The following is a 24,118-nucleotide window of genomic DNA, read 5'->3' on the forward strand; positions in this document are numbered from 1 at the left end:
CCATGCAGACCTGGATCCCTCCCGCCCGCCAATTCGCCTACCTGACCTGGAAGCAGGTCGAGGCAATCCCCAGGGACGAAGCCCTCCTCATTCTCCCCACCGCCGCCATCGAACAGCACGGGCACCACCTGCCGCTCGCCACCGACACCCTCATCAATAATCTCCTCCTCGGCAAAGCTCTCGCCAAGCTCCCCGCCGAAGCCCACGTCTACGCTCTCCCGCCCGTCTGCTACGGCAAGAGCAACGAGCACCTCGGCTTCCCCGGAACCCTCTCCGTCTCCGCCGCCACCTTCATGGCCGTGCTCCGCGACCTCGGCGCCAGCGTCGCCGCCTCCGGCTTCCGCCGCCTCTGCCTCTACAACACCCACGGCGGCAACTCCTCCCTCGTCGACGTCATGGCCCGCGACCTCCGCGCCGAGTTCAACCTCCGCACCTTCTGCCTCTTCGGATCCGCCGGAGCCCTCTTCACCGGCATCGCCCCCCAGGAAAAGGCATACGGGTTCCACGCCGGCGAGATTGAAACAGCGTTCCTCCTCGCCGCCACCCCAGACCTCGTCCACCCCGACAAATACACGTCCAACTACATCGCGGACCTCGCGGACCCCGACCTTCTGCTTCCCGAAAACGCTTCCGCCACCTTCTCCTGGCTTACCCGCGACATTGCCCCCAGCGGCGTCATGGGAGACCCCCGCCCCGCCACCGCCGAAAACGGCGAAAAGTGGATCGAAGAAGCCGCGACGAAAATCGCCGCAGCCCTCCAGGCCATGCTCGCATTCAAGGAGTTAGTCCCCGCATGAGCACGCCCAAACTCATCGACTGCGGAGCCGGCGTCACCCTCGAACGCGGCGTCCCCATCCGCATGTCCGACGGCATCACCCTCATTGCGGACCACTACTACCCACCCACCCCCGGCCCGAACCCGACGCTCCTCATGCGCCAGCCCTACGGACGCGACATCGCCTCGACGGTCGTCTACGCCCACCCCGTCTGGTTCGCCCGTCACGGCTACAACGTGGTCATCCAGGACGTCCGCGGACGCGGCGACTCCGAAGGCCACTTCTACCCCTTCCGCCACGAGCGCAAGGACGGCGCCGAAACCATCGCCGCCTTGCGCGACCGCACCGAATCGAACGGCAAGTTCGGCATGTACGGCTTCTCTTACCAGGGCATGACCCAGCTCCTTGCTGCCGCCGAAGCCCCCGAAGGCCTACTCTGCATCGCCCCCGCCCAGACCGCCCACGACCTCTACCACGGCTGGTTCTACAGTGGCGGTGCCCTCCGGCTCGCCTCGTCCTTAGGCTGGGGCCTCCAGATGCTCAAGGCCGACGCCCGCCGACGCAACCATCGCGAAGACAGCGACCGCCTCGAACAAGCCTGGGCCAACCTCCCCGCCCAGTACCTCGCCACCCCCTACGCCGCCCACCCTGCAATTCAGGACGAAGACCTCCCCACCTACGTTCGCGACTGGTTCAAACACGACACCCCCGGCGAGTACTGGTCCGCCATGGACGTCAGCCGCTCCATCGACATCGTCAACCTGAACATCCCCGCCCTCCATCTCTCCGGCTGGTACGACACCTACCTCAAGGGCAGTATCGACGGCTTCCGCGCCATGCACCACCACGCCAACCAGTACCTCGTAGCCGGCCCCTGGGTCCACATCCCATGGGGCAACCGCATCGGCCCCGCCGACCTGGGCCCCGAAGCCAACCTCGACACCGATGCCCTCCTCCTCCTCTGGTTCAATCACTGGCTCAAAGACACGAACGAATTCGCCCACGAACCCCGCGTCCGCCACTTCGCCCTCAACGAAAACCGCTGGCACGCCGCCGAATCCTGGCCCACCCCCACTCAAACCCTCTACCTCCACAGCGAAGGCCGCGCCAACTCCAGCAAAGGCGACGGCACCCTAACCTCCATCGCCCCGTCCATCCCCGAAGCCCCGGACCTCTTCAACTACGACCCCGAAGTCCCCGTTATGGCCCCCGGCGGCCCAACAAACACCTCCGGCCCCACCAACCAGGCCGCCGCGGAACTAGGCAATAACCTCCTCACCTACACGACACATCCCCTCGAATATGCCGTCCGCATCTTCGGCACCCCCCAGGTCACCCTCCACGCATCCACCTCCGCCCCCACCTCCGACCTCGTAGCCAAACTCATCTGCGTAAAACCAAACGGCGACGCCACCTTCCTCTGCATAGGCATCCTACGCAGCCGCCACACCCCCGACATCCCTCACCTCTGGGCCTTCGACCTCGACCCCACCTCCTGCCTCTTCGCCACCGGCGACCGCATCCGCCTCGAAATCGCCAGCTCTGCCTACCCCCTCTTCGACCGCAATCCCAACAACCACACCCCACCCCGCCTCGCCGACTCATGGAACTGGCAGCGCTCCACCCAGACCCTCTTCCACGATCCCGCCCGCCCCTCCGCCCTCCACCTCCCAGTGATCCCCGCATGACCAAACCCGACCGCATCCCAGCCATCCTCCTCGACAGAGTCACCAAGCGTTACGCCGAAGCCCCACCCGTCCTCGAAAACCTCTCCACGACGATCAAGCCCGGCGAGTTCGTCAGCATCATCGGCCCCTCCGGCTGCGGCAAATCCACCCTCCTCAAGCTCGTCTCCGGCCTCAGCCCCACTACCTCCGGCTCCATCGCCGTCGACGGCATGACCCCCGCCAAGGCCCGCGAGATCGTCTCCTTCATCTTCCAGGACCCCACCCTCCTCCCCTGGCGCACAGTCACCCGCAACATCGAACTCGGCCTCGAACTCGAAGGCGTCGCCCGCGAACGCCGCCAGGCCACCGTCGCCGGTCTCCTCACCCTCGTCGGCCTCGAGCACGTCGCGAAATCCTATCCCCGCCAGCTCTCAGGCGGCATGAAGATGCGCGTCTCCATCGCCCGCGCCCTCGCCAGCAACCCCAAGGTCCTGCTCCTCGACGAGCCCTTCGCCGCCCTCGACGAGATGACCCGCGACCGCATGAACGAGGAGCTCATCCGCCTGTACCTTGAGCGCGCGTGGACCGTTTTGTTTGTCACCCACTCGGTCGCCGAAGCCGTCTTTCTCTCCAGCCGTATCCTTGTCCTCGCCCCGCACCCAGGACGCCTCGCCCACGACATCCCGATCGACTTGCCCTTCCCCCGTACTCCCGAACTCCGCCGCTCCGAGCTCTTCGACCGCGTCGTAGCCCAGGTTTCTCGAACGCTCCGGGAGGTTGAGGCGTCATGAAACGCACCGGCACTGCCCTCGCTTCCGCCCTTGGCCTCTTCGCCGCACTCCTTCTCCTCTGGCTTGCCGTCATTCGTATCTTCGCGATCCAGACGTATATCCTGCCCACGCCGCTCCAGGTAGCCAAGGCGGGAGCCGAGCGCTTTCCGTCGCTCCTTACCTCGCTCAGCATTACCGCCGAAGCTGCCGCCGGAGGCCTGCTCGCCGCCATCCTCGTCGGGGTTCTCGTCTCCCTGCTCTTCGCGCAGTCCCGTTGGGTCCGCCGGATGTTCTATCCCTACACGATCCTTCTCCAGACGGTTCCCATCATCGCCATCGCGCCGCTCATCATCATGTGGGTCGGCCACAGCGTCTTCTCCGTCGGCCTGATCGCCTTCATCATCTGCCTCGCGCCCATTATCGCGAACACCACCCAGGGCCTCATCTCGGTCGATCGCAATATGGTCGACCTATTCCTCATGAGTAAGGCCTCCCGCGCCCAAATCCTCCTCAAGCTTCGCCTGCCCCACGCCATGCCATCCCTCTTCTCCGGTATCCGCATCTCAAGTGGTATCGCCGTCATCGGGGCCCTCACCGGAGAACTCTTTGCCGGATCGGCTCGTGTCGGCGTCGGGGGTATCGGATACGCCATCCAATACGCCAGTTCCCAGCTCGAAACGGACTACCTCTTCGCCCTCGTTGCCGCAGCCACTTTCCTTGGCTTCACCTTTTTCTTCACCGTCATGTTCCTCGAGTGGTATTTCCTGCACCAATGGCACGAGTCCGCACGAACTGCCGACGCCGAATAACCCAGGCCCCTCAAGAGAAAGAACGACCACGACATGCTACGACTCGAAACGGAAACCGGTTTCTGGCTGATCACCCACCCCGACCACGCCCACCTCGCCGCCGCCTTCGCCACGCACTGGGGTAACGACCTCTTCCTCCCCCCGAGTCCCCGCTCCAACGTCCTTCACGGCATTGAGGTACACGACGACGGCTGGATTGCCCGCGACGCTCGTCCGCAGGTTACTCGGGCCGGCAAACCATCCGCCTTCTCGAGCGACCTCGTCGGCAAGTACTCGGCCTTCGAAGAGATCGACCTCGCCGACTACCTCGCCGTTCGTGAATCCGCCGTCCAACAGGTTGAGGCCGTCGATCCGTACGCAGCGCTTCTCGTGTCCATGCATACGTACAACCTATTGACTGCGCGCGCCGACCGCTCGACCATCGCACCCGAGCACCTTCCACTTCTAGACGCCTTCCTCGAACGCCAGAAGCAGCGCCAGCAAGCCCTTCGCAAGGGCATTTGCGCCGATCCGCAGTTCCTACCAGCCGACGTCACCGACGAGGCCTTCCTCAACAACTTCCGCCTGCTCCAGGCCACCGACAATCTCTCCCTGCTAAGCAGTGTTGACTACTCGCAGCCAGCCACGCTGCTCCACCCGCTTCCGGCAATCGGAGACACCGAGCGCGAGATCAGGGTAACCCCGATTGGCCCAAGACAATTCCGGCTCGATCCGTATCCCTTCGATTCCTCAAGCCTCACCTTCCCGTTACCCGCCCGTCACGTATCCGGCCATACCTTCGCAGGCGCCGATCAACTCACGGCCCTGTATCAGAGCGCTCCGGTCGAGCAACTCGAGGTTGCCGTCACAGCCTGAAAGCTCTTAGGAAAGCAACGAAACGTGCGCCGCGACGATTCTCCAGCCTTCCGGAAGCCGAACCCAGACCTGGCTCTGCCGTCCCCGCACTGTCTTCGCCGGTGTCTCTCGCGAGAACTCCAGCGTGACGCTTCCGAAGTCTGTGCCAAACGTTACGATGTCCAGCCGGGTCACCGTCCGCGCCAGCCCCGCGGCCGGCCTCGCCTTCCGAAAGGCCTCAATCTCATCCATTCCGTAGAGATTCTCTCCGGCGCCAAACCGCATCGCGAACTCCGAATCCCAGAACATCCGCGTGAGCGTTGCGACATCGTTCTCCATCAGGGCCTTTTCATACGCTGGGTATAGCGACGTGAGTTCCGCAAGCATGTCGGGATCGTTGATCGTCAAAACAACCTCCTCTCCGGCAGAACACTCTTCGCGATCGCCGCGCTCACCGTCACCATCGGCCGGTTCACGACCTGGCTCAACCTCAGTTTCATCGCGACGCTGCACAGCAGGTAAGCCTGCACCGGCTCGAAGCCCCAGCGATCGACCAGAAGATCCACCAACCGGCTCGTTGCCGTCTGGGCTGTCGTCAGTGCTTCGATCCCCGACTCGACCACGATCCACTCCGGCCCATCCTCACCCCGCCGCGCCGCCGACTCGACCATCGGTCCAGCCAGATGTCTCTGTTTGTGCAGCCCAAGGCGTAGCGTTACGTCCGCCGGGCACTCCATTCCATTGATGCAGACCTCTCCATCTCCCTGCGCCGCATGAGCGTCACCGGCTGAAAAGAGCCCACCCTCGACCATCACGGGGAGATACAGCGTGGCGCCGGCGCTCAACTCCCGAACATCCATGTTCCCGCCAAACGCCCCCGGAGGCCGTGTCCGGAATGCCCCCATCTCCGCCTGAGCCAGACCCATCACCCCGCAGAACGGCCGCAGCGGAACGACGGCAGGAGCAAGCGAGGTCGAGACATCCCCATCGAGCTTCCACTCGAAGAAGTACGGCTCGGTGAACCGCCCATCGAGAAACCCAAGTCCGGCTATCACGCTCGACCACGCCCATCCCTTGTGCGCGACCTCGAGCACATCCACCTGCAGCACATCCCCCGGCTGCGCTCCCTCGATGGCGATCGGCCCCGTCAGCGCATGAATCTTCATCCGGTCGATCGCCAGAAAGTCGGCCAGCGTGAATCCGGGCCTCACCTGTGCCCCGCTTGAATCCACGCACTCCATGTGGACCACATCCCCCGGCGCGATCATAAGCCGGGGAGCGAGGTCCCGGTTCCACACCGAATGCGTCGGCTGAGCCCCGAGGGTGTGTTCTCTGGCCGAGCTCAAATCGCAACCACCATCTGCACCTCGACCAGCGCATTCCTCGGCAGCGCGCTCACCCCGATCGCCGCTCGCACATGCCGTCCTGCGTCCCCGAATACCTCGACCAGCAAGTCGGAGGCCCCATTGATGATCTTCGGAGGATCGGGGAAGCCAGGCACCGCGTTCACATACCCGTTCACGCTGACGACTTCCTTCACAAGGTCGAGCGATCCCAGGTGTCGCCGGAGTACCGCGAGATGTTGCAGCGTACACGCCCTCGCCGCACCATAGCCGTCCTCGATCGTACGATCCGCTCCGGCTGTCCCGGCGATCAGACCGCTTTCATCCTTCGAAATAACCCCGGACAGGTAAACAAGGCTTCCCACTGTCTTCGCCGGAATGTAATTTCCGCCCGCAGCCGGAAGCTCCGGCAGTACTAATCCCGCGTCCAAAATCGCTTTCTCTGCGCTCATTGGTCGCTACTGTATCACGCAGCGTGAGACGGGAAACGTCGATCAAATTCGCCCACGGCATTGTGGGTCCGGCGATTTCCCCACCCAACCGTCCTGAACCCCGTTACCATTCAGCCATGGTGCGCCATGTTGAAAGAAGGGCCGTGCTCCTTGTCGTTGCTTTCGTTCTGATTGCTGCTGCAACTTTGTCGAAAGGTGTTCAGGCCACGCAGGTTCCCGGGGAGCCGCGCACGCACCTGAAGCTCCACACCACACGGCAGTCTCCCACCGACCTCGAAATCTCGGGCATCCCCCATACCCCGCATGGCTACCTGACTTACGCCGAACTCGAAAGTTTGCCGCAGATCTCGGCCACCCTGGTCAACAACACGGAATTCCCCGGTCAGACTACTCACGTCACCGGCATCTCACTTGAAGCGCTCATCGAAGCGCTGGAAGCGCCGCCGTCCTTGGACCTGGTCATCGCGCTCTGCACCGACGGCTACCACACCCACTTTCCGTCGAACTCCATCCGGTCCCATCATCCCATCCTTGTCCTCGTGGTCGATGGTCAGACATCCATGAGCTGGGCAAAGAGCACACACAAGTCGGATCCCGGCCCGTACCTGATCGTGTACGACCAATTCGTTCCTGATTTCAAGGTTCTTGCACACGAAGACGAGCCCCAGATCCCGATCAACATTACCGCACTGCATTTCACCTCCGCCGCCCAGACCTTCAAGGCGATCACCCCGCCTGAGGGCACTCTGCCGGACTCACCCGTCCAGCAAGGGTTTGCTATCGCCAAACAGAACTGCCTTCGCTGCCACGCAATGGGCACCACGGGCGGCCAGAAATCAAACGTCACATGGAGCACTATCAGTTCCCTGGCGAAAGCCCGGCCGGACATCGTCGGCAGCTACGTTGTGAACCCCAAGTCCGTCATCCCGGACGCGTCGATGCCGGGTTGGCCAGAATACGATGCGCCGACGATCGCCGCGCTCGTTGCCTATTTCCAGTCCTTACCCAAGGTTCCACCAAGTTCTCCCAGGAGAGTCACCCGCGAATGATTGTCCGCCTCTCCAAGTGTGCCCTTCTGCTTGCCGTCGCCTTTTTCTTCACCCTCGTGGTCTTCAATAACACCACCGACTACAACTCCAATTACCAGTTCGTCCACCACGTCTTGAGCATGGACACCACCTTCCCCGGCAACCACGGCATGTGGCGTTCGCTGCCGTACCCCGGTCTCCAGACCACTTTCTACGCCGGCATCATCTCGTGGGAGACCGTTATCGGTGCGCTCTCCTGGTGGGGCGCCATCCGCCTTCTGCGCAACTTGCAATCCCCCTCTGCTGTCTTCCAACAGGCAAAGTCCATCTCGATCGCCGGTCTCACGCTTGGCTGCCTTCTCTGGTTCGTTGCCTTCATCAGCGTCGGCGGCGAGTGGTTCCTCATGTGGCAATCGAAGACCTGGAACGGCCAGGATGCGGCCTTTCGCATGTTCACGGTTCTCTCCCTGATCCTGATCTACACGTCCGCTCCCGAACACGAGTAACCCGCGCAAAATGCTACCCTCCAGTAAAGAACCCAAACAGGTCACGGAGTCCATCATGCTGTCCGGCAAACTTCTCCCAGGCGCCCTCGTCGGCCTTCTTCTGCTCACAACTGGTTGTAAGTCCAAGTCCGCCTCGACCGGATACTTCCCCGTCACACTCCAGACTGACTGGTACCCGCAGCCGGAGATGGGCGGCTTCTACGAGGCGCAGCTCCAGGGGCTCTACAAGTCGGAAAATCTCGATGTCACGATCGCCCCCGGCGGTCCCTACGTCGTCACCGAGCAGCAGGTTTCGACCGGCGCCGCGCAGTTCGGCATGGGCACATCCGACCAGGTGCTCGTAGGCGTCTCGCGCGGTCTGCCTCTGGTCGCGGTCGCCGCCACCATGCAGCAGGACCCGCAGGGCGTCATGGTCCACGATGCATCACTGGTCCACACCTTCGCCGACCTCGAAGGGCACACCATCGCGGTCAAGCCCGGCTCCATCTGGTTTCAATATCTGCTCCACCGCTACAGCCTGAAGAGTGTGCGTGAGATTCCCGCCACCTTCTCGGTCGCGAACTTCCTCCAAGATCCCGAGTACATCCAGCAGGCCTTCGTCACCTCGGAACCCTTCTTCGCCCATAAGGCCGGCGCCCAGGTCCGCACGCTCCTCGTCAACTCAACCGGATACCAGCCCTACCGGGTCATCTTCACCTCGCGCAAGTTTCTTGCGGACCATCCCGAGGTCGTGCAGAAGTTCGTTCGGGCCTCGCTGAAGGGCTGGCGGAACTATCTGGACAGCCCAAGTCTTGCGAACCTGACCCTGAGCAAATTGAATCCCGCTCTCAGTCCCGACTGGATGCGCTTCAGCGTCGACACCCTCAAAGAGGGCCACTTCATCGACGGACCGGACACCCCGGACTCTCATCTTGGCCACTTTACCGCCGAGCGCTGGACCACCACCTACAAGCAGCTCGAAGAGCTCAAGGTCACCGCGCACCCCATCGACCCGGCGACTGCCTATTCGCTGCAATTCGCACCCTAAACGGCGTCCGTCGCGACCGCGCCGCCGATCGCCTGCAGGATCTCCTGCGAGAGCGCGGGGTCATTGGAAGCACGCGCCAGCACAACCGCTCCAACCATACTCGCGTAAGCCGTAATGGCTTTCTTGCGGCGGCTTTCCTTCGTCCTCGCGGAGACGACTTTCCCAAGCAGGTCGAAGGTCTTGCGGAGCCCCGCTGTCACGGCGTTCCGTACCGACTCCGGCTGCCGTCCCACCTCGCTTCCCACCGCAGCCACAAGGCATCCCGAACCGGGCAGGCTACAGTGATGCCTCGACACAAAATAATCCATCAGCGAGCCTAACGGGTTCTCGGGAGAGTCCTCGAAGATCTTTTCCCAGCGTGCCCGCGAGTCATCCATCGCGCGCTCCGAGGCGAGGGCCACAAGCTCTTCCTTCGACGCGAAGTGCCCGTAGAACCCCCCGTGCGTGAGCCCCACCTCCTTCATCAGCTCCGCCACCCCGATCCCGTCGAACCCGCGCTCGCGGAAGCGCTGCGCCGCTGACGCGAGGATTTTCTCCCGGTGCTCCGCCATTGTTTCCTTGCTCACCTTCATGATCCCCACCCTCCCAAATAATTTCCGCAAACGTAAAGCTATTTTCGCTCTTTTAGATGATGCCTGTCATGATTTTGAATCCTAATTATGACACCCATAATCATAAATACCGTTGCCGCCCCCCATCGAAACGTGAGGGCAGGCCCGAAGGAGGTTTCGGAAAGCTCATGGAAACCCGCACACCACACCGCATTCTGCTCGCAGCCGCTCTACTCGCCCCGCTCGCTGCCGGCGCCCAGAATCTCTCCCCATCGCTCGAGAACGGGACGACAGGCTCCATCGCCACGCCGCGTCCGATCAACCCCGCCGCAGCCACCACAAACCCAAGCGCCCGCGCCACCCAGTCGCTGAATCCTTATCTCGGCAGCGTTCCCGACGGCAAGCTCGTCCCCGGGGTCCTCAGCCTCTCGCTCGACGACGCGATCGACCACGGCCTCAAGTTCAACCTCGGGCTGATTGACTCGCAGCAAGCAGACGCCACTGTGCGGGCGCAACGCGAACGCGCCCTCGCAACGCTGCTCCCGCAGATCTCCGCCCGCGCCCAGCAGACCTACACCCAACTCAGCTACACGGAGCTCGGACTGAAACTCCCGGCTGCCGCCGGCTTCCAGCTTCCCCCGACGAGCGGAGGCTTCGGTTACTCGGACGCCCGCGTCCGAGCCTCGTCGCCCATCGTCAACATGGAACTGATCGCCCGCTACAAGGCGCAGAAGGCGCTCGAAGCAGCCTCCGTCCTCAGCACGAAGGACTCCCGCGATGTCGTCGTCTTCGCCGTTGGAGCAGCATATTTTCAGGTAGTCGCCAGCCAGGCCCGTCTTTCGACAGCGCAATCGACTCTCGCCTCCGCGCAGGAGCTCGAGCGTCAGGTAGCCAACCAGTTCAAGGCCGAGCTCTCCCCCGAGATCGATACCCTTCGCGCCCAAGTCGAGCTCCGCACCGCAGAGCAGCGCGTCACGGACGCCGCCAACGACCTCGAAAAAGACAAGCTCACCCTGGACCGCATCACCGGCATCTCGCTCGACCAGGCATGGACCCCAAGCCACACCTACGACTACTCGCCGCTCCCCGACCCGGGCGTCGACGCGGCCCTGGCCCCGAATACCCGCCCTGACGTCGCCAGCTTGAAGGAGACCGTAGCCGCCGCCCAGCTCAGCGTCAAAGCCGAGCACGCCCAGCGCCTCCCCGTCCTGTCGTTCGAGGGCAACTACGGCGGAGGTGGAGTGAACCCCGCGAACTTCAACCGCGTGTATGAAGCGAGCGCCCGTCTCGACGTCCCCATCTTCACCAGCGGCCGCATCCGCTCCGACATCCACCAGGCCGAGGCCAACCTTACCCAGCGCCGCGCCGAGTACCAGGACCTCCAGGGCCGCGTTGCCTACGACGTTCGCGTGGCCATGCTCGACGCCAAGGCCTCTGAAGCAGGAGTCAAGGTAGCCGAGGCCAACAAGGCTCTCGCCCAGCGCGCCCTCACCCAGTCCCAGGATCGCTTCGACAACGGCGTCACCAACTACCTTGAAGTCGTCCAGGCGCAGGAGTCGCTCGAAGCCGCTAACGAGAACTACATCGCGAGCCTCTTCTCCTTCAACGTCGCCAAAATCTCCCTCGCCCGCGCCCTCGGCTCCTCCGAGACCCGCATCCCCACCTTTTTCGCCACTCGATAACACCACACGCCCTCAGGAGGCATGTCATGTCCGGAACCACAGAAGTCAAAGAGACGAGCGCCCCCGCCGCCTCTCAAACCGAAGCCACGCCAAAGAAATCATCCGCCACCAAACGCCTCATCGCTGGAGCAATCCTTCTCGTAGCCGTCATCGCCGGCCTCATCTACTGGCTGCACGCACGCCACTTTGAAACGACCGACGACGCCGCCATCGACGGCCACTTCGCCTCGCTGAGCACACGCATCGCCGGCACCGTCACCTACGTCAACCCCGACGTCGAGAACAATCACACTGTCGCCGCCGGAACCCTGCTCCTCGCACTCGACCCCCGCGACTACGAGGCCGAACTCGAGCACGCCAAGGCGAACCTCGAGACCAAGGAAGCCGAAGCGAACGTAGCCCGCATCGGCGTCCCCATCGCCGACGCCACCGCCTACAGCAACCTCCAACTCGCCCAGGCCGCGAAGCAGGAGGCCGTTGAAGATGTGGGCTCCGCTCAGGCGGAACTCCTCACCGCCCAGCACCGCGTACAGCTTGACCAGGCCATCGCCTCCCGCGCCGAGCGCGACCGGGTGCGCTATCAAACCCTCGTCGACAAACGCGAGATCTCGCGCTCCTTCTTCGACGCCCGAGAGACCGAGGCCGCCTCGACCATGCAGACCCTCGAAGCCGACCAGGCTGCCGTCACCGCCGCACAGCAGAAGATCGCCCAGCGCCGCGCCCTCGTCCAGGAGCGCGACGCCCAGATCGCGGGAGCCCGCACTGCACCGCAGCGCGCCGCCGACGCTCGCGCCCAGTCCTCCTCCGCCAAGGGAGAGCTCGACCAGGCCCGCGCCGACGTCCACACCGCCGAGCTCAACCTCAGCTACACCAAGGTCTACGCTCCGGTCTCCGGCATCGTCGGCCATAAGACCGTCGAGCTCGGCCACCGCGTCCAGCCCGGCCAGACGCTGCTCACCGTTGTCCCAACCGACGACATTTGGATCACCGCCAACTACAAGGAGACGCAGCTTCGCCTCATGCACCCCGGCCAGGCCGTCACCATCCACGTCGACACCTTCGACCGTGACTACAACGCCACCATCGAAGATATGGCCGCCGCCTCTGGCCCGCTCTTCAGCCTCTTTCCCCCGGAGAACGCCAGCGGCAACTACGTGAAGATCGTTCAGCGCTTCCCGGTTCGCATTCGCCTCGACAGAGACCAGGACCCCGCACACCAGCTACGCCCCGGCATGTCCGCCGAAGCCTCAGTGAAGGTTCGATAGAGCAACGTCCGCACCTAAGGAAAGACCCATGGCCACCGCAACCATCATCCCGGCACAGGCACCCTCAAAACCCGCCATCAACCCCTGGTTCATCGCGGTCACGGTCACCATCGCCGCCTTCATGGAGCTGCTCGACACCTCCATCGCGAACGTCGCCCTCCCCTACATCGGAGGGGGCCTCGGCCGCAGCTACGACGAGGTCACGTGGATCCTGACTACGTACCTCGTCGCCAACGCGGTCGTCCTCCCCATGACTGCATGGCTGAGCCGCCTGCTCGGACGCAAGACCTACTACCTCCTCTGCGTGATCCTTTTCACCATCTCGTCCCTCTGCTGCGGACTCGCCCCGTCGCTCGGTCTGATGCTCATCTTCCGCGTCGTGCAAGGCGTAGGAGGCGGCGGCCTAGCCCCCGTCGCCCAGGCTATCCTCGTCGACACCTTTCCCCCGGCAAGACGCGCCGCCGCGTTCGCCCTCTTCACCGTTGTCATCGTCACCGCACCCGCCATCGGCCCGGTCCTTGGTGGCTGGATCACCGACAACTACTCCTGGCGCTGGATCTTCTTCATCAACGTCCCCGTCGGCCTTATCTCGCTCTACCTCTCGAATAAGCTCATCCACGACCCCGAAGTCTTCACCACCGAACGCCTCACCGCTAAGGCTGAAGGCCGCATGTCCGTCGACGCCACCGGCATCGTTCTCATCACCCTCGCCTCCGGAGCCCTCGAAGTCGCGCTCGACCGCGGCCAGATCGAGGATTGGTTCGCAAGCGACTTCATCGTCACCATGATCACGATTGCCGTCGTTGGTTGGATCGGCACGGTCCTATGGGAGCTCTGGGTCAAGGAACCCATCATCGACTTCCGCCTGCTCACCAATCGCAACTTCGCCATCGCAAGCATTCTCTTTTTCGTCTTCGGCATCGGCCTCTTCGGGACGACCACGCTCATCCCGCAGATGCTGCAATCGCTCTACGGCTACCGCGCCATCGACGCCGGTCTGATCCTCGGACCCGGAGCGCTGGTCATCACACTCCTGGCGCCCGTCTCAGCACAGTTTCTGCAGCGCGGATTAGTCTCGGCGAAGACGCTGGTCTTCTTCAGCCTCTCTTTCATCGCGCTCTCCATGTTCGTCTACAGCGACATGAACCTCGCGACGAACGGCGGCCACTATGTCTGGACACGAGCGCTGCAGGGTGTCGGCTACGGTCTCTTTCTCGTTCCGGTCAACATCATCGCGTACTCCAGCCTGCGTCCCGATCAGAACAACAAGGCCTCGAGCCTCACCAATCTCTTCCGCAACTGGGGCGGAAGCTTCGGTATCGCGTTCATCACGACGACTGTCGAACGCCGCGAGAATCTGCACCAGCTCAACCTCGGCGCGCACCTCGGAGCCAGCTCCCAAACGCTCCAGCAGACCACGCAGGGCGCGCTCAACCGCCTCATGGAACACGGCCTCACGAGTGCTGACGCCATCCCCGCTTCGCTTGGCCTTGTCTACCAGCAGCTTGTTCGGCAAAGCACCTTCCTCGCCTTCATGGACTGCTTCCGCGTCATCGGGTGGCTCACCCTCACAATGATCCCGCTCGTATTCCTCATTCGTAAGTTCCGCGCAGGGGGCGAAGCGCCAGCAGGACACTAACCCGTCCCAAATCGGCAAGCTCGGCGATTCGCCTTCGTGTCTTCTGGTGCGGAGGCGAAGCTGCGTTTGCCTCCGCTCTTGATCCCACGAGGGAACAAGAGCGAAACTTGACACAGGAACACTTAATCCCACGGGTTTCTCAGAAAGCGAACGCTTCAAAGACCAGCACGTTCGTCGCTCACCTATCGGTTCTGCCGATGAATAAAGCGGGAAATAACTATGAACTACTTGCGAAAGTCGGTGTCTACTTAAAAAGGGCGGACATGCCCCTCAAAGAGGCGAACGAATCATCCTATGTGGATCGTAAAAATCGCGCTCACGCGCCCTTACACCTTTATCGTGCTCGCGATCCTTATCTTGATCGCCGCGCCGGTCGTGATCCTCAATACCCCGACCGACATCTTCCCGAACATCAATATACCGGTCGTCTCGATCGCCTGGCAGTACACGGGTTTGAACCCTGAAGAACTCGAAGGCCGCCTCACCACGCCTTACGAGAAGGCCCTGACTGTCCTGGTCGACAACATTCAGCACATCGAGTCGACCACGGTCGCTGGGCAAGTGGTCATCAAGGTCTACCTGCAGCCCGGTGCCAGCCTTGACACGGCTAACTCCCAGGTCTCCGCGGCCTCCGAGTTTCAGCTGCGCCAGCTGCCTCCCGGCCTCCTTCCCCCGCAGATCATCAACTTCTCCGCGTCAAGCGTCCCGATTCTCCAGCTCGGCCTCTCCGGTGACGGCCTCTCCGAACAGCAACTGAACGATCTTGGTCTCAACTTTGTCCGTCCCACGCTGGTCACGATCCCCGGCGCCGTCATCCCGAACGTCTATGGCGGCAAGCAGCGCTCGATCATGATCAACCTCGATCCGCAGCAGCTCCAGGCCAAAGGTCTCGCTCCGCAGGACGTCCTCAACGCCCTCGCCGCCCAGAACGTCGTGCAGCCCGGAGGCACCGCGAAGATCGGCTCGGCCGAGTACGACATTCACCTCAACTCCTCGCCCTTTACTCTCGAAGGCTTGAGCAACCTCCCCGTCCGCCAGTCGCCGAACGGCGTCATCGTTTACCTGCACGACGTCGCAAACGTCAGCGACGGAAGCATCCCGCAGACAAACATCGTCCGCCAAGACGGTCACCGCGGCGTGCTCGTCACGGTCCTCAAGTCCGGAACCGCCTCGACCCTTACCGTCGTCCAGCAGATTCTCGGCGTCATTCCGCAGATCAAGCTCACGTTGCCTCCCGCGCTCAAGATCACCCCCATCGGCAACCAGGCGATCTTCGTGCGCGGCTCGGTCCAGGGCGTTATTCGCGAGGCGATCATCGCCGCCGTGCTTACCGGCCTCATGATCCTGCTGTTCCTTGGTAGCTGGCGCTCGACGATCATCATCGCGGTCTCGATTCCCCTGTCAATCCTGTCGTCGGTCATCGTTCTCGGCCTGCTCGGACAGACCATCAACATCATGACCCTCAGCGGTCTCGCCTTGGCCGTCGGTATCCTCGTCGACGACGCCACCGTCACTATCGAGAACATCGAGCGTTATCTCGAGGAGGGAGCCGAGCTGCACGAAGGCATCCTCGAAGGCGCCGCCCAGATCGCCACCCCAGCCCTCGTCTCGACGCTCTGTATCTGCATCGTCTTCCTGCCGATGTTCTTCCTCTCCGGCGTGGCCCGGTACCTCTTCGTGCCGTTGGCCGAATCGGTCGTCTTCGCCATGATCGCCTCGTACATCCTCTCCCGCACGCTTGTGCCGACGATGGCGATGTACCTCCTCAAGAAGCACGACCACCACGCCGTTCCCTCGAACAACATCCTCGCCCGCTTTCAGCGCGGCTTCGAGCGTCTCTTCGAGCGCGTCCGCGCCGGCTACCAGGATTTACTTGGCCGTTTGCTCGAAGCCCGCAAGGTCTTTGTTCCCGTCTTCCTCCTCCTCTGCCTTTCCGCCTTCATCCTTATCCCCTTCCTCGGGCAGAACTTCTTCCCGGCGACTGATAACGGATCGTTCATCCTGCACGTCCGCGTGAAGAGCGGAACTCGTATCGAGGAGACGGCCAAGGTCTGCGACGAAGTCGAGAACGCCATCCGCGAGGTTGTACCCCCAGCCGAGATGGACACTGTCCTCGACAACATCGGTCTTCCCTACTCCACCCTGAACTTCCAGCACGCCACCTCGGGCCTCATCGGAGCCGGTGACGCCGACATCATGGTCTCGCTCAAGGAAGACCACGGCCCGACCGCGAACTACGTCCGCACCCTGCGCTCGAAGCTCCCCGGCCTCTTCCCCGGAACGACCTTCTACTTCCTCCCTTCCGACATCGTGACGCAGATCCTCAACTTCGGCCTGCCCTCCCCGATCGATGTGCAGATCGAAGGTGCCGACATCGCCGGAAACCGCGTCGTCCTCAACAAGATCCTTGAGCAGCTTCGGCAGGTTCCCGGACTCGTCGATCTCCGCGTGCAGCAGCCGAATGACTACCCCGTCCTGAACCTCGCCGTCGACCGCACCAAGGCGTCGCAGGGTGGATACACCGAGAAGGACATCGGCACCTCGGTCCTCAACATCCTCGGCGGCAGCACCCAGCTCAACCCACAGTTCTTCCTCAACCAGAAGAACGGTGTCGTCTACAATATCGTCGCCCAGACCCCCCAGTACCAGATCTCCTCGATGAGCGACCTGCAGAACATCCCAATCGCCTCCGTGTCGGCCAAGAAGCCTGAAATTCTCGCTGACGTCGCCAACGTCACCCGCGAGTCCGAGATGGAAGTCGTCTCCCACTACAACATCCACCGCACGCTCGATATCTACGGCAACGCGCAGGATCGTGATTTGGGAAGAGTCGCTTCGCAGATCGACAAGATCGTCAAGGCGAACACGAAAGACCTTCCGCGCGGCAGCTTCATCCATGTCCGTGGACAGATCGACACCATGCGCGCCTCGTATATCGGTCTTCTCTCCGGTCTCGCCTTCGCCATCGTCCTCGTCTACCTGCTCATCGTCGTCAACTTCCAGAGCTGGCTCGACCCCTTCATCATCATCACCGCGCTGCCTGCAGCCCTTGCCGGCATTGTGCTCTTCCTCTTCACCACGCACACAACGCTCAGCGTTCCAGCCCTCATGGGAGCCATCATGTGCATGGGCGTCGCGACCGCCAACTCCATCCTCGTCGTCTCCTTCGCCAAGGAGCGCTTTGAAGAGCACGGCGACGGCGTCATGGCCGCACTCGAGTCCGGAGCTACCCGCTTCCGTCCCGTCATGATGACCGCGCTCGCCATGATCATCGGCATGATCCCCATGGCTCTCGGCGCCGGTGAAGGTGGAGAGCAGAACGCGCCCCTCGGCCGCGCCGTCATCGGCGGTCTCAGCGCCGCGACGGTCGCAACCCTCATCTTTGTTCCAGCGGTCTTCGGCCTGCTTCACGGCCGGGGCAAGGCAAAAGCCAACGCCGAGCAGACCACACCCAAAACCGTAAGCGCTGGAGCCTGATTCGATGGCCACTCACATCAACGAACGAACCTCCGGAGACGCCATGAGCACCGATGCAGTCCTTGAATCACCAAAACAGGAAAACGCACGCCAGACACACCTCGACAACGATCGTCTCGACGTAAACGCCCCGCACAAGACCGAAGGCCCCCACGTGGACCCACCGAAGCACGGGCTGCCCAAGTCCGTCTGGATCGCCCTCGTCGTCATCGCGATCGTCGTCGCCGCCGTCGTCTTCTTCGGGATTGCCTCCCGTTCCTCCGATGAGAAGAAGCTCGCGACCGTTACCCACGACGCGTCTGTTCCGATCGTCAATGCAACCCATCCGTCCGTAGCCCGCCTTGCCCCTGAGATATCCCTTCCCGGCAACGCCCAGGCCTACGTGGACACCCCGATCTACGCTCGCACCGACGGCTACCTGAAGTCCTGGTACTTCGACATCGGCGCCCACGTCAAAAAGGGCCAGCTTCTCGCCGTCATTGAAACCCCCGAACTCGATCAACAGCTCCAGGTTGCGCAAGCGCAGCTCAAGAGCAGCCAAGCCAACCTCAACCTCGCCAACATAACCTCCGAGCGCTACCAGAACCTGCTGAAGACCAACTCGATCTCCAAGCAGGAGACCGACCAGGCCGTCAGCGATGCTTCTGCCAAGGAAGCCGCTGTCGACGCCTCGAGCGCAGCCGTGCGCCGCCTGCAACAGCTTCAATCCTTCGAACGCGTCTACGCTCCCTTCGACGGCATCGTCACTGTCCGGAATACTGATGTCGGCCAACTCATCCAGGGCGGTTCCTCGCCGACGCCGCTGTTCCACGTTGCCGCAATCGGCCAGATCCGCGTCTTTGTCCCCGTCCCCGAAGCCTACTCCGGCGCGGTACGTGACGGCGGCAACGCTACCCTCACCCTCGACGAATATCCGGGCCGCTCCTTTACCGGCGTCATTGCCCGCAACTCGAGCGCAATCGATCCTGCCACTCGCACCCTCAACGTCGAAGTCGATGTTCAGAATGCCAAGGCCGAGATTCTTCCTGGCGCCTATGTCTTCGTTCACTTCAAGGTGCCGGACCAAGGGGAGAGCCTCACCCTTCCTTCGAACGCGCTCATCTTCCGCTCCGCCGGTCTGCAGGTCGCCGTCGTCCGTGATGGACGCGTCAAGCTCGTGCCCGTCACTCTTGCACGCGATGCCGGTGCCTTTGTCGAGATATCCTCAGGGTTGACCAGTTCGGATCTCGTCGTCCTTGATCCATCCGACTCCCTCACCAGCGGCCAGCAGGTGGATGCCAAACAAGTATCGTTCACGGTGACAAAATAATGCGGTATCGAACGTCTGTAACAAGTGCAGTTGCACTCAGCTCAGCGATCCTCCTTCTCAGCGGTTGCATGGTCGGTCCGAAGTACGTCAAGCCTGCGGTTCCCATGGCCCAGGCTCCCGACGCCTACAAGGAGACCGACCCCAACTGGAAGCCCGCAAGTCCCTCCGACACCGCTCTCAAAGGCGACTGGTGGCTCATGTTCAACGAGCCGGTCCTCAATGATCTCGAAGTCAAGGTTGCGGCCTCGAACCAGAGCCTCAAAGTCGCCGAAGCCCGCTTCCGCGAAGCCCGCTCGCAGATTCGCATCAACCGTGCGAGCCTCTACCCGACCATCGGCACTGCCCCCACAGTTCAGGGGATCCACGATGCCAACGGCCGCCCCTACTTTACCGCCCCCGTCCCGAACAACGGTCTCGCCGACCTCCAGCTTCCCATCGACTTCAGTTATGAGGTCGACCTCTGGGGCCGCATCCGCCGCACCGTGAACATCGCGAAGGAAGAGACACAGGCCAGCGCTGCCGACCTCGCCACCGCACAACTTAGCCTGCAGGCCGAGGTCGCCCTCGACTACTTCGAAATTCGTTCGGCCGACGCCCAGAAGAAGCTCCTATCGGATACCGTCAACGACTATCGCGAGGCCCTCCGCATCACCACCAATCGCTTCGAAGGTGGTGTCACCTCCGAGGCCGATGTCTACCAAGCGAAGACGCAGCTCCAGGCTGCGATCGTCCAGGAATCAGACATCATGGTCCAGCGTGCACAGTTCGAGCATGCGATCGCGGTACTGATCGGCCAGCCACCCGCCAGCTTCTCACTCGCCGAAGCCCCATTGAACACCATGCCGCCGTACATTCCCACGGGGCTTCCCTCGGAACTCCTCGAGCGTCGCCCCGACATCGCCGCCGCCGAACGCCGCACCAACGAGGCGAACGAACGAATCGGTATCGCGCGCGCCGCCTACTTCCCATCGCTCACCTTCTCCGCGGCGGCAGGCTTCGAGAGCACCGCTATCGCCAGCCTCTTCAACGCGTCCAACTACACCTACGCCCTCGGGCCCACGCTTGCGGAGACGTTCTTTGACGCTGGCCGTCGCGCAGGCGTCTCCGAGCAGGCACGCGCAAGCTTCGATGAGGCCTCCGCGAACTATCGCCAAACCTCGCTCACCGCCTACCAACAGGTCGAAGACAACCTCGCCGTCCTGCGCATCCTTCAGCAGGAGGCGGACCAGCAGCACGCCGCCACCGACGCCGCTCGCGGAGCCCAGCAGATCTTCAATAACCGCTACGTTGGAGGAGTCGACACCTACCTCCAGGTTGTCACAGCCCAAACCACCGCCCTGCTCAACGAGCGCAACGATATCGACATCCTGCGTCGCCGCATGGACGCCAGCGTTCTGCTGGTCAAGGCTCTAGGCGGTGGATGGGACACCAACCAACTTCCCAAGTACTAACTTGAGCCAACCATGTGCCCCACGCATCGACTATGCGTGGGGCTTTTCTTGTTCATGCACCCACGGCAGTAAACTAGCCCAATGCACTGGCGCACGAAACTCATTCAGGCCGAGCCCAAAAGCACCGACGGCTTTCGCTCCCTGACGACCCCTACTTATCGCGGCTCGACGGTCGTCTTCGACTCCCACACTCAGCTCACGGACGACTGGCACGAAGCCCAACTCGGCTACACCTACGGTCTCTACGGAACCCCCACCACCCGCGAATTGGCCGCCCGCATCGCGGACCTCGAAGGCGCCTTCCACACCTTCATCGTCAGCGGCGGTCAAGCCGCCATCGCTCTCATCTATCTCGCCTTCTGTAACGCCGGAAGTCACGTACTCCTCCCGTGGAACGCCTACGGCCCAAGCAAGGACCTCTCCGAAGGCCTCCTCAGCCGCCTCAACATTCAGGTAGAACGCTACGACCCGCTCATCGGCTCCGGCATCTCCGCCCTCATCCGCCCGGAAACCTCCCTCATCTGGTGCGAGAGCCCCGGCTCCATCACCATGGAGATCCAGGATCTCCCCGCCATCGTCGCCGCCGCCCACGCAAGAAACGTACCCGTGGCCCTCGACAACACCTACTCCGCCGGCGTCCTTCTCGACGCGTTCTCCTTCGGCGTCGACGTCAGCATGCAGGCCCTCACCAAGTACGTTGGCGGCCATAGCGACCTCTTCCTCGGCTCCGTCTCCGCCGGCAACGAAGCCGCCTTCGAACGCCTCGGCCCAATTCATCGCCAACTCGGCATGGCCTCCTCGCCCGACGACGCAAGCCTTGCCCTACGCGGCCTGCAAACCATGGGCGTCCGCCTCGAAGCTCTCGAACGCTCCACCCTGGCCGTCGCCGAGTGGCTCACGCACCGCCTCGAAGTCGCCACGGTCCTCCATCCCGCTTTCCCCTCTTGCCCCGGCCACGATCTCTGGAAGCGAGACTTCACGGGCTCCGCCAGCATTTTTTCCATAGTCTTTCAACCGGCATACACGCCAGCCCAGGTGAACGCCTTCGTCGACGCCCTGAGCCTCTTCAAGATCGGCTACAGTTGGGGTGGCGTCACTAGCCTCGCCCTTCCCTACCCATCCCTCGACCGCCCCGGTAACCCCGTCCAGGGCCGCATCGTCCGCTTTAACATAGGCCTCGAACATGTTGAAGACCTCATCGAAGATCTCACCGGGGCCTTCGCTACTCTACAGTAACTCGCGTCGCAAGTGGCATATGGCATCTTCCATCCGCTATCCTCACCACGGATACCGGAGACGCCCCAACCCATGCCTGAACGCCTCGTCCTAGCCGCAGCAACTCTCCTCCTCACCACCCTCTCCGCACTCGCCCAGCAAAACCGCCCTCCCGCCACGCCCCTCATCACCCACGACCCCTACTTCTCCGTCTGGTCCAACACCGACAAGCTTACCGACTCCCCCACCCGACACTGGACCGGCCATCCCCAGCCCCTCGCCGGCCTCGTCCGCATCGACGGCAAGCCATTCCGCATCATGGGCAGCGACCCGCGCAACATCCCCGTCATGGACCAAACCTCCATGCAGCTCACCCCCACTCACACCCGTTATACCTTTGCGGCCAGCGGCATCGAGCTCACTCTCACCTTCTTCACCCCCGCCTTCCTCGACGACCTCGACCTCCTCTCGCGTCCCGTCACCTACCTCACCTGGACCGCGCACTCTACCGACAGCACCTCCCACGAACTCTCCGTCCTCCTCGACGCCAGCCCCGACATCGCAACCAGCTACGATCACCAGCCCGTCACCTTCTCCCGCCACCGCACCGCCGCCACCGAGGTCCTCTCCGTCGGCACCCGCGATCAGGCCATTCTCAACCGCTCCGGCGATGACCTCCGCATCGACTGGGGCTACTTCCACATCGCCATCCCCAGCGACGAGGCCAGCAAGTCCACCATCTCCACCCGACCCGCCGCCGCGTTTACCAAGGACGGCATCCTCCCCGCCGCCGACGACATGGAGGGCGCCATCCCCACCGGCCGCTCCGCCCCCCACCTCGCCGTGGCTTTACCTTTCGGCTCGGTCGGACCCCAAGCCGTCTCTCGCCATCTCCTCGTCTCCTACACCGAGGACTACGCCATCCAGCTCATGCATCAGAACCTCCGCCCCTGGTGGCAGCGCGACAACATGCCCGTAGCCGACATGCTCGACGCCGCCGAGCGCGACTACCCCACCCTTGAAGCCCGCGGAGTCAAGTTCGACGCCGACCTAACCGCCGACCTTACCAAATCAGCCGGCGAGCACTACGCCTGGCTGTGCACCCTCGCCTACCGCCAGTCCATCGCCGCCCACAAGCTCGTCGCCGACGGCAACGGCGAGCCCATGCTCTTCGCCAAAGAAAACTTCTCCAACGGCGACATGGCGACCGTTGACGTCCTCTACCCCTCCGCTCCCATCTTCCTCTTCTTCAACCCCCGGCTTCTCCAGGCCCAGGTCCTTCCCGTCCTCGAGTACGCTGCCAACCCCAGCCACTGGCACTTTCCCTTCGCCCCCCACGACATGGGCCAATACCCTCTCGCCAACGGCCAGGAGTACGGCGGAGGCGAAAAAACCGAAGAAGACCAGATGCCCGTCGAGGAGTCCGGCAACCTCATCATCCTCGTCGATGCGCTCGCCCGCACCGAAGGCAACACTGCCCTCGCCGCTCGCTTCTGGCCTCTTCTCACAAAGTGGGCCGACTACCTCCGCGAAAAGGGCCTCGACCCCGAAAACCAGCTCACCACCGACGACTTCGCCGGCCACGTCGCCCACAACGCCAACCTCTCCATCAAGGCCATCGACGCCATCGCTGCCTACGCCGACCTCGCCAGACTCCTCCACCACGAGTCCGAGTCGAAGCAGTACGCCGCCGCCGCCAAGACCATGGCCGGTAAGTGGATCGACATGGCCAAGGAGGGCGACCACTACAAGCTGGCCTTCAACAGCCCCAACACCTGGAGCCAGAAATACAACCTCGTCTGGGACAAGGTCCTCGACTACAACCTCTTCCCCAAATCCGTCCGCGATAGCGAGATCGCCTACTATAAGACAAAGCTCAATCTCTATGGCATCCCGCTCGACAGCCGAGCCGACTACACCAAGCTCGACTGGGAGCTCTGGACCGCCACCCTCGCCGACAACAAGGCCGACTTCGACACCCTCGTCGACCCCCTCTACAAGTGGTCCAACGAAACCGTCTCCCGTGTCCCCATGACCGACTGGTACGACACCAAGACCGGCAAACAAGTAGGCTTCCAGGCCCGCAGCGTAGTAGGCGGCCTTTTCATCAAAGCCCTGAGCGACCGCCCCTTGGCCGACAAATACCGCGCCAAAGCCACCACAAAATAACCATCAATCCAACTAGGTGCCCCACCTTCGGCTCAGCTTCACCGAGCCAAAGGCGGGCTGCCACCAAGTCCGGCAGGAGTAGGCCCTCCGCCCTATTGCCAACCAAGTCCCACTAGAAGAAGCTCACTTACACAACTTCCATTTCAAA

Annotated in this window: 20 protein-coding genes; 16 read left to right on the forward strand and 4 right to left on the reverse strand. The window is 62.8% G+C overall.

Annotation, left to right across the window (positions count from 1 at the left end):
* The first annotated feature begins 2 nt into the window (after positions 1-2).
* Genes GRAN_RS05330 through GRAN_RS05350 form a run of 5 tightly spaced genes read left to right on the forward strand, consistent with a single transcriptional unit; the run spans position 3 to position 4,877 of the window.
* Positions 3-797 carry a creatininase family protein gene (locus GRAN_RS05330; RefSeq protein WP_128911926.1) on the forward strand — a complete coding sequence of 265 codons (795 nt, stop codon included), beginning with the start codon at positions 3-5 and terminating at the stop codon, positions 795-797.
* Positions 794-2,464, forward strand: a complete 1,671-nt coding sequence (locus GRAN_RS05335; RefSeq protein WP_128911927.1) for a CocE/NonD family hydrolase — start codon at positions 794-796, stop codon at positions 2,462-2,464. Before GRAN_RS05330 ends, GRAN_RS05335 begins: the two co-directional genes overlap by 4 nt.
* Positions 2,461-3,234 carry an ABC transporter ATP-binding protein gene (locus tag GRAN_RS05340; RefSeq protein ID WP_128911928.1) on the forward strand — a complete coding sequence of 258 codons (774 nt, stop codon included), beginning with the start codon at positions 2,461-2,463 and terminating at the stop codon, positions 3,232-3,234. The genes GRAN_RS05335 and GRAN_RS05340 overlap by 4 nt, the downstream gene beginning before the upstream one ends.
* A complete protein-coding gene (locus GRAN_RS05345) occupies positions 3,231-4,022 on the forward strand; it encodes an ABC transporter permease (protein WP_128911929.1) in 792 nt (263 codons plus the stop codon). The genes GRAN_RS05340 and GRAN_RS05345 overlap by 4 nt, the downstream gene beginning before the upstream one ends.
* Positions 4,023-4,055: 33 nt before the next feature.
* Positions 4,056-4,877 (forward strand): DUF3891 family protein, encoded by an 822-nt coding sequence (locus GRAN_RS05350; protein WP_128911930.1) that lies wholly within the window; start codon positions 4,056-4,058, stop codon positions 4,875-4,877.
* Positions 4,878-4,883: 6 nt separating this feature from the next.
* Here GRAN_RS05350 and hpxZ read toward each other — a convergent pair whose 3' ends face one another.
* From hpxZ to GRAN_RS05365, 3 genes are read right to left on the reverse strand one after another with little or no spacing between them, the layout of a single operon-like run.
* Complete coding sequence (gene hpxZ, locus GRAN_RS05355; protein ID WP_206662702.1) at positions 4,884-5,264, reverse strand: oxalurate catabolism protein HpxZ; 381 nt, start codon at positions 5,262-5,264, stop codon at positions 4,884-4,886.
* Positions 5,261-6,202 (reverse strand): acetamidase/formamidase family protein, encoded by a 942-nt coding sequence (locus tag GRAN_RS05360; protein ID WP_206662703.1) that lies wholly within the window; start codon positions 6,200-6,202, stop codon positions 5,261-5,263. Before GRAN_RS05360 ends, hpxZ begins: the two co-directional genes overlap by 4 nt.
* Positions 6,199-6,651, reverse strand: coding sequence for a RidA family protein (locus GRAN_RS05365; protein WP_128911931.1), 453 nt, complete (start codon positions 6,649-6,651; stop codon positions 6,199-6,201). The genes GRAN_RS05360 and GRAN_RS05365 overlap by 4 nt, the downstream gene beginning before the upstream one ends.
* A gap of 143 nt (positions 6,652-6,794) precedes the next feature.
* Between GRAN_RS05365 and GRAN_RS05370 the strand changes: the two genes are divergently transcribed.
* From GRAN_RS05370 to GRAN_RS05380, 3 genes are read left to right on the forward strand one after another with little or no spacing between them, the layout of a single operon-like run.
* Positions 6,795-7,700: a hypothetical protein gene (locus tag GRAN_RS05370; protein ID WP_128911932.1), complete on the forward strand. Its 906-nt coding sequence runs from the start codon at positions 6,795-6,797 to the stop codon at positions 7,698-7,700.
* Positions 7,697-8,185 (forward strand): DUF2165 family protein, encoded by a 489-nt coding sequence (locus tag GRAN_RS05375; protein WP_128911933.1) that lies wholly within the window; start codon positions 7,697-7,699, stop codon positions 8,183-8,185. The genes GRAN_RS05370 and GRAN_RS05375 overlap by 4 nt, the downstream gene beginning before the upstream one ends.
* Before the next feature lie 55 nt (positions 8,186-8,240).
* Positions 8,241-9,212, forward strand: a complete 972-nt coding sequence (locus GRAN_RS05380) for an ABC transporter substrate-binding protein (protein ID WP_161570850.1) — start codon at positions 8,241-8,243, stop codon at positions 9,210-9,212.
* Here the strand turns inward: GRAN_RS05380 and GRAN_RS05385 are convergent.
* Positions 9,209-9,784, reverse strand: a complete 576-nt coding sequence (locus GRAN_RS05385) for a TetR/AcrR family transcriptional regulator (RefSeq protein WP_128911935.1) — start codon at positions 9,782-9,784, stop codon at positions 9,209-9,211. The two genes, GRAN_RS05380 and GRAN_RS05385, sit on opposite strands and share 4 nt — an antisense overlap.
* 167 nt (positions 9,785-9,951) lie before the next feature.
* Between GRAN_RS05385 and GRAN_RS05390 the strand changes: the two genes are divergently transcribed.
* The 8 genes from GRAN_RS05390 to GRAN_RS05425 all read left to right on the forward strand — a co-directional run bounded on the left by GRAN_RS05390 (position 9,952) and on the right by GRAN_RS05425 (position 23,970).
* Positions 9,952-11,445, forward strand: coding sequence for a TolC family protein (locus GRAN_RS05390; RefSeq protein ID WP_161570851.1), 1,494 nt, complete (start codon positions 9,952-9,954; stop codon positions 11,443-11,445).
* A gap of 26 nt (positions 11,446-11,471) precedes the next feature.
* Positions 11,472-12,710 carry an HlyD family secretion protein gene (locus tag GRAN_RS05395; protein WP_128911937.1) on the forward strand — a complete coding sequence of 413 codons (1,239 nt, stop codon included), beginning with the start codon at positions 11,472-11,474 and terminating at the stop codon, positions 12,708-12,710.
* Positions 12,711-12,738: 28 nt separating this feature from the next.
* Positions 12,739-14,349 (forward strand): DHA2 family efflux MFS transporter permease subunit, encoded by a 1,611-nt coding sequence (locus GRAN_RS05400; protein ID WP_128911938.1) that lies wholly within the window; start codon positions 12,739-12,741, stop codon positions 14,347-14,349.
* A 294-nt stretch (positions 14,350-14,643) separates the two neighbouring features.
* Complete coding sequence (locus GRAN_RS05405) at positions 14,644-17,826, forward strand: efflux RND transporter permease subunit (protein WP_128911939.1); 3,183 nt, start codon at positions 14,644-14,646, stop codon at positions 17,824-17,826.
* 43 nt (positions 17,827-17,869) lie between these two features.
* Positions 17,870-19,135 (forward strand): efflux RND transporter periplasmic adaptor subunit, encoded by a 1,266-nt coding sequence (locus GRAN_RS05410; RefSeq protein ID WP_128911940.1) that lies wholly within the window; start codon positions 17,870-17,872, stop codon positions 19,133-19,135.
* Positions 19,135-20,586 (forward strand): efflux transporter outer membrane subunit, encoded by a 1,452-nt coding sequence (locus tag GRAN_RS05415; protein WP_128911941.1) that lies wholly within the window; start codon positions 19,135-19,137, stop codon positions 20,584-20,586. Before GRAN_RS05410 ends, GRAN_RS05415 begins: the two co-directional genes overlap by 1 nt.
* Positions 20,587-20,667: 81 nt before the next feature.
* A complete protein-coding gene (locus tag GRAN_RS05420; protein WP_128911942.1) occupies positions 20,668-21,822 on the forward strand; it encodes a cystathionine beta-lyase in 1,155 nt (384 codons plus the stop codon).
* A 72-nt stretch (positions 21,823-21,894) separates the two neighbouring features.
* Positions 21,895-23,970, forward strand: coding sequence for a glutaminase family protein (locus GRAN_RS05425; RefSeq protein ID WP_128911943.1), 2,076 nt, complete (start codon positions 21,895-21,897; stop codon positions 23,968-23,970).
* Positions 23,971-24,118: the final 148 nt, after the last annotated feature.

It is taken from the genome of Granulicella sibirica (assembly GCF_004115155.1).
In the GTDB taxonomy this organism is placed as follows: Bacteria; Acidobacteriota; Terriglobia; order Terriglobales; family Acidobacteriaceae; genus Edaphobacter; species Edaphobacter sibiricus.

Excerpts from the sequence above, each read along its gene's own strand:
- GRAN_RS05330 (WP_128911926.1), top strand. The coding sequence starts at position 3 with ATGCAGACCTGGATCCCTCCCGCCCGCCAATTCGCCTACCTGACCTGG.
- GRAN_RS05335 (WP_128911927.1), top strand. The coding sequence starts at position 794 with ATGAGCACGCCCAAACTCATCGACTGCGGAGCCGGCGTCACCCTCGAA.
- GRAN_RS05340 (WP_128911928.1), top strand. The coding sequence starts at position 2,461 with ATGACCAAACCCGACCGCATCCCAGCCATCCTCCTCGACAGAGTCACC.
- GRAN_RS05345 (WP_128911929.1), top strand. The coding sequence starts at position 3,231 with ATGAAACGCACCGGCACTGCCCTCGCTTCCGCCCTTGGCCTCTTCGCC.
- GRAN_RS05350 (WP_128911930.1), top strand. The coding sequence starts at position 4,056 with ATGCTACGACTCGAAACGGAAACCGGTTTCTGGCTGATCACCCACCCC.
- GRAN_RS05365 (WP_128911931.1), bottom strand. The coding sequence starts at position 6,651 with ATGAGCGCAGAGAAAGCGATTTTGGACGCGGGATTAGTACTGCCGGAG.
- GRAN_RS05375 (WP_128911933.1), top strand. The coding sequence starts at position 7,697 with ATGATTGTCCGCCTCTCCAAGTGTGCCCTTCTGCTTGCCGTCGCCTTT.
- GRAN_RS05380 (WP_161570850.1), top strand. The coding sequence starts at position 8,241 with ATGCTGTCCGGCAAACTTCTCCCAGGCGCCCTCGTCGGCCTTCTTCTG.
- GRAN_RS05385 (WP_128911935.1), bottom strand. The coding sequence starts at position 9,784 with ATGAAGGTGAGCAAGGAAACAATGGCGGAGCACCGGGAGAAAATCCTC.
- GRAN_RS05390 (WP_161570851.1), top strand. The coding sequence starts at position 9,952 with ATGGAAACCCGCACACCACACCGCATTCTGCTCGCAGCCGCTCTACTC.
- GRAN_RS05395 (WP_128911937.1), top strand. The coding sequence starts at position 11,472 with ATGTCCGGAACCACAGAAGTCAAAGAGACGAGCGCCCCCGCCGCCTCT.
- GRAN_RS05400 (WP_128911938.1), top strand. The coding sequence starts at position 12,739 with ATGGCCACCGCAACCATCATCCCGGCACAGGCACCCTCAAAACCCGCC.
- GRAN_RS05405 (WP_128911939.1), top strand. The coding sequence starts at position 14,644 with ATGTGGATCGTAAAAATCGCGCTCACGCGCCCTTACACCTTTATCGTG.
- GRAN_RS05410 (WP_128911940.1), top strand. The coding sequence starts at position 17,870 with ATGAGCACCGATGCAGTCCTTGAATCACCAAAACAGGAAAACGCACGC.
- GRAN_RS05415 (WP_128911941.1), top strand. The coding sequence starts at position 19,135 with ATGCGGTATCGAACGTCTGTAACAAGTGCAGTTGCACTCAGCTCAGCG.
- GRAN_RS05420 (WP_128911942.1), top strand. The coding sequence starts at position 20,668 with ATGCACTGGCGCACGAAACTCATTCAGGCCGAGCCCAAAAGCACCGAC.
- GRAN_RS05425 (WP_128911943.1), top strand. The coding sequence starts at position 21,895 with ATGCCTGAACGCCTCGTCCTAGCCGCAGCAACTCTCCTCCTCACCACC.